We start from the raw sequence: 8100 nt of genomic DNA, 5'->3' as shown, positions 1-8100 counted from the left end.
TAAAAACAGATGGCGTTGTTGGTCCGATAACCAAGGCAGCTCTAAATAAGGGATTAACAGCTCCCGCCAAGACTAAGCGGACCACAGTTACTATTGCTGCCGGAACTACATATGCAACCCCGATGTATATTATTGACAGCGGCGTGTCCGGACCGGTTGTTATGATTGTGGGCGGTGTACACGGCAACGAACCCGCCGGATACACAGCAGCAGGGAAAGTAAAGGATTGGGATATAAAAAAAGGTAAATTAATTGTGTTGCCGCAGGCCAATAAAAAAGCTGTAGAAAACAAGACCCGTACTTATAACGGAGACCTTAACCGTGATTTCCCGCAAAGCAGTAAAGAGTCCTGTGATAATACCCTCTCTAAATCAATTTACGCTGCTGTTAAAAGTTATGATGTCGACTGGCTGATGGATATGCATGAAGGTTATAACTATACAAAAATCAGTGACTCAGTGGGACAAAGTCTAATTTATTATCCCACAACCACTACCAAAACGATGGCCAGTGCTATTGTAAGCAAGCTGAACAGCGGCATTAGCACATCGTATAAGAAATTTAGTCTATTTCGCTACCCAGTTGAAGGAAGTCTGGCCAGGGCTTCCGGCCAGTATCTTGGGGTTCATGCCTTTATTTTCGAAACTAGCGACAATCCCAGTCTCAGCGTCCGTGTAAACTACCATTTAAAAGCAGCCGATACTTTATTGTCACGCCTGGGAGTGATCTAAACTTCCATTTTGGCAACTGGTCCCATAAGAGTATCTCCTTTCTTTGATAGGTGGTCTTGTGAAGCAGTTTCTATTTATCAAAGGGGAGATTCTCTTTTTTAGTCTTTATTTGCTTCCTAGAGTCATTTCATGCTAACTTTGCCCACGATATACGGACGGATCCCGGGCATTTTCATGATTGTCCGCTCTCGTATCGCTTTCCCTGCCAGGTGTTTCTTTGTAGCAGAACCTGATCGATGCGGTTTAAAACCTCCCACTTCTTAAGGCTCCATTGCGGGGCTATCAGCAGTTCGCGGGGGCTGTCCCCGGTTAAGCGGTGGATAATCATATCTGCAGGCAGGATTTCCAAAACCTCCACAACCAGATTCACATACTGCTCTTCATCGAGCACGGCAAAACCATCTTTTTGGTATTTTAGCCCCAGCGGGGTATTTTTCATCACATGGAGCAGATGTATTTTGACCCCCTGCACCGGGCTCCTGGCCAGATAAGCGGCGGTCTCCATCATATCCTCCCGGCTCTCTCCGGGCAGTCCCAGAATGATATGGGCACAGGTTTCGATATGGTGCTCACCCAGGAGTTTAAGCGCAGTCTCAAAATCGCGGCAGTCATATTGCAAGTTCATGGCTTGAGCAGTTTTCTCATGTATTGTCTGCAGACCCAGTTCCACCCACAGGTCGGTATGAAGACGGACCTCATCCAAAACTTCCATCACCTCTACAGGCAGACAGTCGGGACGGGTGGCGATAGCCAGGCCTACCACTCCTGGCTGGGCGGCTATTTCCATATAGATCTGGCGTAAGCGCTCGGGGCTGGCGTAGGTATTGCTAAAAGCCTGGAAATAACCTATGTACTTGGCCGCACGCCATTTCCGGTGCATCATCTCTTTTACTTGGCAAAACTGCTGTGATAGATCTAAGCTGCGTTGGCCGGCAAAGTCACCGGAACCCTTGGGAGTGCAGAAAAGGCAGCCTGAAACAGAGTAGGTGCCGTCCCGGTTGGGGCAGGTGAAGCCGGCATCCAGTGGTATTTTAAATATCTTGCAGCCATATTTCTGGCGCAGGTGGTAGTTAAGGCTGTGATAACGCTTATCCCCCCAGACTCTGGGAGTATGGGGCTTCATATCCATGAGATCTCCTTTTTGAACTGACCTGCCTACAAACTTAATGATCCTATGTCTGGACTGGGCAGTATTCACCTGACCTGTTACAGGATATAATGGTAAGTGGCAATATCTTTACATCAGGGGAGACATACTATGACTTCCAACCAAAAACAATATGCGCTCTTGCTGAGCCTGGTCGCTGTGGTGGTGGCATTCGCTTTGTGGACTGCCAGCCGCGCTCCGGAACTGCAGATCGAGATTCCTCAAGGGGTTAATGTCATACAGGCCGCCGACATGCGGCTTACAACCGATCAGGGCACGGTCATGGTTGGAGAATCAACTTCTCAAGAGGTCGCTGCTCTTTTCCCTGCCGGGAAAACTCTGGGTATGAGTACGGTTTATTATGATCAGAGCCGGGGCTGCACTTTTACTTTCACCAAGCTGGACAAACTTAAAGTAATGCATATCGAAAACCCGGCCTTGATGACCGCGCGGGGAATTAAAGTGGGCGATCCTTTTGACCCTGCAGTGACCGATGCTTATGGCCCAAATTATGGCTATGCTAAAAAGCCGGGGGCTAGCGGAGATATCGATGCTGCCTATGGCAACAACGACGGCGGGGTGATTTTTCAGGTGCGCGACAACATCGTCACTAAAATAATCCTGCAGAAGGAGCCTCCCCGCTAAGCCATAAATACTAGGTAAATCAACGGTAAAGGAGGGCCGCATCAGCCCTCCTTTCGACTTCACTTCAGCCCCGCCCGGGAAACTCACAAACTGTGAAATGATTACTGCCACATCAGTAAGCTGCAGGGCTTTTGTACAGGCTTATTCTTGCTCTGACCGCCGGCCTGGGAATAGACTTAAGCTGCGATCAGCCGGGATCATCCCCTGGATTAACGGGCTTATTACAATAATCCTTGTCTTCAAGATTGTAAAAAATCTATCGTCTCCGGGATGTTTCGACAGCTTACAATTGTTTTAAGAGATTTACCATTTCAATGGCGGTCACAGCCGCATCGACCCCTTTATTGCCGGCCTTGGTCCCGGCCCGTTCTATGGCCTGTTCAATGGTATCAGCGGTTATTACTCCATAGATCACCGGAACTCCGGTCTGTAAACCCACCTGAGCTATGCCCTTGGTCACTTCAGCAGACACATATTCAAAATGCGGTGTGGCGCCGCGAATAACCGCACCCAGACATATTACCGCATCATAACCTTTTTGAGCCATCCGCTGTGCCGTCAGGGGCATTTCAAAGGCGCCCGGCACCCAGGCCACATCGATGTTGTCAGGATCCACATCATGGCGTGTCAGGGCGTCGATGCATCCTGACAACAGCTTATTGGTGATAAATTCGTTGAACCGGGATACGATCAGTCCAAATCGCTGCCCCTGTCCCACTAGTTTTCCTTCGAATACCTGTGCCAAAACTCATTCCTCCTCTAAATCTTTAACCTTACAAATTAACCAACAAATGGCCCATTTTATCCTTTTTAGTCTGCAGATAACGGCGATTCTCCTCTTTGCTGGGGATCTCCATGGGAACACGCTCGGTTATCTCCAGATCGTATCCTTCCAGGCCTTTAAGTTTTTTAGGATTATTGGTCATCAGACGCATCTTGCGGATGCCTAGATCGACCAGAATCTGAGCCCCGATGCCGTAGTCCCTCAAATCCGCAGCAAAGCCCAGATTAATGTTGGCTTCCACCGTGTCCATACCCTTATCCTGCAGCTTATAGGCTTTAATTTTGTTGCACAGACCTATGCCGCGCCCTTCCTGGCGCATATACAGCAGAACCCCTTTGCCTTCAGCCTCGATCATCTCCAGGGCTTTCTGCAGCTGATCACCGCAATCACAGCGTGAGGAGCCCATCACATCACCGGTCAAGCACTCCGAGTGCACCCTGACCAGGACGGGCTCATCCGGCTTCCATTCCCCTTTGACCAGAGCCAGGTGTTCTTTATTATCGAGCAGGGATTGATATGCCACTGCCTTGAAATCGCCGAACTTGGAAGGCAGCTTGGCATCGGCCACCCGTACCACCAGCTTTTCCCGGCGGCGCCGGTATTCAATGAGATCGGCAATGCTAATGATTTTCAATCCATGGTTTTGGGCGAATTCAATCAGTTCGGGCACCCGCGCCATGGTTCCGTCCGAGCTCATAACCTCGCAGATCACCGCCGCCGGATAAAGCCCGGCCAGGCGGGTCAGGTCGATGGAACCCTCGGTATGGCCAGTCCGTCGCAATACCCCGCCTTCGCGGTAGCGCAAGGGAAAAATATGCCCCGGGCGCCTGAAGTCCTTAGCGGTACTGTCGGGGGAAATCAAGGCCGCGACGGTGGCAGCCCTTTCATGAGCGGAAATGCCGGTGGTGCTGGTATAATGATCCACCGAGACTGTAAATGCGGTCTCATGACTGTCGGTGTTATTGGTCACCATGGGTTTGATATCCAGAAGATCGAGGCGCTTGCCTTCCATGGGTACACAGATCAACCCGCGGGCATGGGTAGCCATGAAGTTGATTACCTCCGGGGTGGCTTTTTCCGCGGCAATCACAATATCCCCTTCGTTTTCGCGGTCCTCGTCGTCGACCACAATGATCATTTTGCCATCCCGAACGTCTGCTATTCCTTCTTCAACGGTATTAAACATAATAAGTGCCTCCTTTATAAGAATCCATGTTGGGATAGAAAATCCATGCTCAAGCTGCCGTTTAAAGGTTGATCAGTCCTTGACAGTAGTCTCTCCACATAGCGTCCAATAATGTCACTTTCCAGGTTGACCTCCTGTCCGGGTTGTTTGGAGCCCAAAACGGTAAGATGTGCGGTATGGGGGATCAAGGAGACCGTCAGGTAGTCGCTGCCCACTTCGACCACGGTCAGACTCACTCCGTCTATGGCAATTGAACCCTTGGCTACCGTATATTTCAACACTTCCGGCGGGGCTTTGATTTTATAGACGATGGCTATTTCAAAACGCTCCCGTTTGATTATTGAACCGATGCCATCCACATGGCCCTGTACCAGATGCCCGCCCAGGCGGTCGCTGAGCCTCAGGGCTCGTTCCAGGTTAACCGGGGATCCCAATGTCAAATCTCTTAAAGCGGTCTTGGCAAAGGTTTCCGGCATAACATCTGCCCAGAATTGCCGGGATTCAAATTGCACCACCGTTAAACATACCCCGTTTACCGCGATGCTGTCACCCAATTTGACATCCTCCAGGATTTTCTCCGCTTTCACCCCCAGGCGAATGGAGTGGGCTCCCCGTTTTATATCACTGATGAATCCGATTTCTTCTATAATTCCTGTAAAAATGGCTCTCACCCGCTACCTAAAGTTATTGTCCTGCTCAGCGACAGGCTGGTTTTTTAACGTACCCGGTGGCCAGAATATCCTGGCCGATAAATGTTATCTGCAAATCCTCAACCTCGATGGCATCCGCCATATTTTTACAACCGCTGCCCTCAACCGGAGAAGGGGCTTTAGCTCCCCCGATAATTTTGGGGGCGATAAACCAGTACAGTTTATCGATCAGGTTGTATTTCAGTAAACTGGCATTTATGCTGCCGCCGCCCTCAACCAGAACACTGCACAGCTTGCGATGGGCGGCAATCTGCAATACCTGCTCCAGATTGAGGTCGTCCGGGGCCCCGTCAATGGTTATGACCTCCAGGCCCAATTGCTCCAAGCGTTTGGTCCGCCTGGGGTCAGCCTTTTCAGATGTAAAAACCAGCGTGGTCTGCTGCTTGCTGCTGGATGCGATCTGGCTGTTTACGGGCAAATCCAGACGGCCGTCCACGATTAAGCGCACCGGATCCCGGCCTTCCCTGTCATTGAGCCGGGTATTCAGCCGGGGATCATCGGCTAAAACCGTGCCGATCCCCACCAGAATAGCATCGGCCCGGTCTCTGAGCTGGTGCACCCAACGTCTGGCGGGCTCGGAGGTAATCCATTTGGAGTCCCCGCTATTGCTGGCTATCTTGCCATCCAGGGTCATGGCGGTTTTGAGGGTTACAAAAGGCAAGCCGGTGCAAATATATTTAATAAAAACCTCATTTTGCTTTTCAGCCTCGGCCTGCAATAATCCAGTCTCAATTACGATGCCAGCCTGCTCTAGAGTGGTCAGACCACGGCCATTCACCAGCGGATTGGGGTCTTCCATGGCCACTACGCATCTTCTGACGCCGGCGTTAATCACTGCCCTGGTACAGGGCGGAGTCAGGCCATGATGATTGCAGGGTTCCAGGGTTACGTAAAGGGTGCCTCCCCGGGCCAATTCTCCCGCCTGCCTGAGTGCATGCACCTCGGCATGGGGTGTTCCGGCCCGGTGATGATATCCTTCCCCTACCACTGCCCCATCTTTAACCACTACGGCTCCCACCAGGGGATTGGGGCTGGTTCGACCGGTGGCCAGAGCGGCCAATTCAAGCGCTCTGCGCATATAGACCTCATCCTGATGCAATTTTTCGCCTCCAAACAAAGCAAAAACCCGACACTTCCATCGGGTTAGACATGACAAGACAAGCTGAGCAAACCATGCTCAACCAGCCTCTCTTCTACCATCCAGACTGTTACTGTCGGCCCCGGAGTTTCACCGGATCATGCCTTGCGGCTCGCGGGCTTTACCGCCGATAGGGAGTTGCACCCATCCCCGAAGAAAGGTCAATATAGTATTTTAATATATTTGATGTTAGCACTAGTAGCCCATCAGGTCAAGCACGCAGAGCTTTCAGATTCTGTATGGCCTCTGCAATACTATGGTTATTAAACACATAAGAGCCGGCTACCAGGACATTGCAGCCCGCTCTTACCACATCATACCCGGTATCTGCGTTGATGCCGCCATCCACCTCCAAATAGCACTCAGTCCGGGAGTAGTCAATCAAGGCTTTAATCCTTTTAATCTTGGCGAGTACGCCCGGTATGAAGCGCTGCCCCCCAAAACCAGGATTGACCGACATGGCCAGAACCAGATCCAGTTCCGGCAGTATCGGTTCCAGCCAATGCTCAGAGGTAGCAGGATTCAGGCTTACTCCGGCTTTTGCGCCCAGTTCTTTAATCATGCTCACCACCCGGTGCAGATGCGCGCAGGCCTCCACATGCACCGTAACCAGGTCCGCCCCGGCATCGATAAAAGCGGGAATTAATTGTTCAGGTTTTTCGATCATCAGGTGAACATCAAGAAATAATCCGGTTATTTTCCGAATATCCGCCACTACTTGCGGACCGATAGTAAGATTGGGTACGAAGCGGCCATCCATCACATCTATATGCAACCAATCAGCACCGGCTTTTTCCACCTTTTGTATATCCTCTCCCAGACGGGTGAAGTTGGCGCTCAGAATAGATGGAGCAATTAAAATCACCGGTAACACCTCTCATTTCTCATCACTTCCTCCAGAATAGCCACGTAATTGTGGTAGCGCAGTCCGGACACCTGCCCGCTTTCCAGAGCCTCTTTGACACCGCATTCCGCCTCGCGGTAGTGCAGACAATCCTGGAAACGACAGTCCTCCAGGTGGGGAGCGAATTCCGGATAATAAGCGCCCAGCTGACGGCTGGTCAAATCCTCGGGCAAATCCAAAGTACTGAACCCCGGGGTGTCGGCTATCCAGCCTCCGCCCTCCAGGGGGTGTAATTCGACATGCCGGGTGGTGTGCTTGCCCCGGCCGATTTTGTTGCTGACCTCCTGAGTCTTTATGTTCAAGTTCTGGGCCAGATTATTTAAGAGGGTAGACTTACCAGTACCGGAAGGCCCTGCAAAAACCGCAATTTTACCTTTTATGGCGGTCAGCAGTTGCTCCAGTCCGCAGCGCTGTTTGGCTGAGGTGCTGATAATCTGAATCCCCAAGCCCTTATATATATGCATAATGTCGGCAGCTTTTTCACTGGCTTTAAGGTCGCATTTGTTCAACACCATCACGGGTGTAAGTCCTCCATGAAGTGTCAGTATAAGCAGGCGGTCCAAAAGCATGGGAACCGGTTCAGGACGATCATAAGCCATTACTATCAGGACCAGGTTTACATTGGCAATGCGGGGCCGGTACAGCTCATTTTGGCGCGGTTCCACCCTCTCCAAAATGCCCTGGGCTTCGTCCAAAGGGGTAATTACGGCCTTATCTCCGGTCAATATGACCTGTTTTTTGACCTTGCCCCGCAGTTTGCACTCATAGATCTTGCCCGCTTCATCCTGCACATAGTAGAAACCGCTGTATTTTTTTAGTATCAAGCCAGTAAATGGTTGATGGGGCATCTACTCC

General features: G+C 50.9%; 9 protein-coding genes and 1 riboswitch. Of the genes, 2 read left to right on the top strand and 7 right to left on the bottom strand.

The genetic code is table 11. The annotated features are described in order from the left end of the window. A partial coding sequence (locus tag B2633_RS04085) for a M99 family carboxypeptidase catalytic domain-containing protein (protein WP_483169323.1) occupies positions 1-731 on the top strand: 731 nt, incomplete at its 5' end. A 172-nt stretch (positions 732-903) separates the two neighbouring features. Here B2633_RS04085 and mnmL read toward each other — a convergent pair. Then, positions 904-1854, bottom strand: coding sequence for a tRNA modification radical SAM protein MnmL/YtqA (gene mnmL, locus B2633_RS04080; protein WP_483169321.1), 951 nt, complete (start codon positions 1852-1854; stop codon positions 904-906). Between the two features lie 135 nt (positions 1855-1989). Here mnmL and B2633_RS04075 point away from each other — a divergent pair, with 135 nt between their 5' ends. Further along, positions 1990-2523, top strand: coding sequence for a hypothetical protein (locus B2633_RS04075; RefSeq protein WP_483169319.1), 534 nt, complete (start codon positions 1990-1992; stop codon positions 2521-2523). 283 nt (positions 2524-2806) lie between these two features. On the opposite strand, the gene ribH is transcribed toward B2633_RS04075, so the two are convergent. From ribH to rsgA, 6 genes are all read right to left on the bottom strand, one after another. Further along, positions 2807-3268, bottom strand: a complete 462-nt coding sequence (ribH, locus tag B2633_RS04070) for a 6,7-dimethyl-8-ribityllumazine synthase (RefSeq protein WP_481038514.1) — start codon at positions 3266-3268, stop codon at positions 2807-2809. Positions 3269-3296: 28 nt separating this feature from the next. Beyond that, positions 3297-4493 carry a bifunctional 3,4-dihydroxy-2-butanone-4-phosphate synthase/GTP cyclohydrolase II gene (locus B2633_RS04065; protein ID WP_483169317.1) on the bottom strand — a complete coding sequence of 399 codons (1197 nt, stop codon included), beginning with the start codon at positions 4491-4493 and terminating at the stop codon, positions 3297-3299. 14 nt (positions 4494-4507) lie between these two features. Continuing rightward, the gene (locus B2633_RS04060) at positions 4508-5164 is read right to left on the bottom strand and encodes a riboflavin synthase (protein ID WP_483169315.1); all 657 of its coding nucleotides are present in this window, start codon (positions 5162-5164) and stop codon (positions 4508-4510) included. Positions 5165-5189: 25 nt separating this feature from the next. Next, positions 5190-6302, bottom strand: coding sequence for a bifunctional diaminohydroxyphosphoribosylaminopyrimidine deaminase/5-amino-6-(5-phosphoribosylamino)uracil reductase RibD (gene ribD / locus B2633_RS04055; protein ID WP_483169313.1), 1113 nt, complete (start codon positions 6300-6302; stop codon positions 5190-5192). Positions 6303-6387: 85 nt separating this feature from the next. Beyond that, a riboswitch (FMN riboswitch) is annotated at positions 6388-6503 on the bottom strand. Between the two features lie 49 nt (positions 6504-6552). After that, entirely contained in the window at positions 6553-7206 is a 654-nt protein-coding gene (rpe, locus tag B2633_RS04050; RefSeq protein WP_483169312.1) for a ribulose-phosphate 3-epimerase, read from the bottom strand. Next, positions 7203-8093, bottom strand: a complete 891-nt coding sequence (rsgA, locus tag B2633_RS04045) for a ribosome small subunit-dependent GTPase A (RefSeq protein ID WP_481038504.1) — start codon at positions 8091-8093, stop codon at positions 7203-7205. Before rsgA ends, rpe begins: the two co-directional genes overlap by 4 nt. Positions 8094-8100 lie beyond the last annotated feature (7 nt).

Source organism: Syntrophomonas sp. UBA1041 (assembly GCF_002316705.1).
Taxonomy (GTDB): Bacteria; Bacillota; Syntrophomonadia; order Syntrophomonadales; family Syntrophomonadaceae; genus DTU019.
Note: the sequence above shows the minus strand (reverse complement) of the source record. Positions and strands in the feature narration are given on the sequence as shown.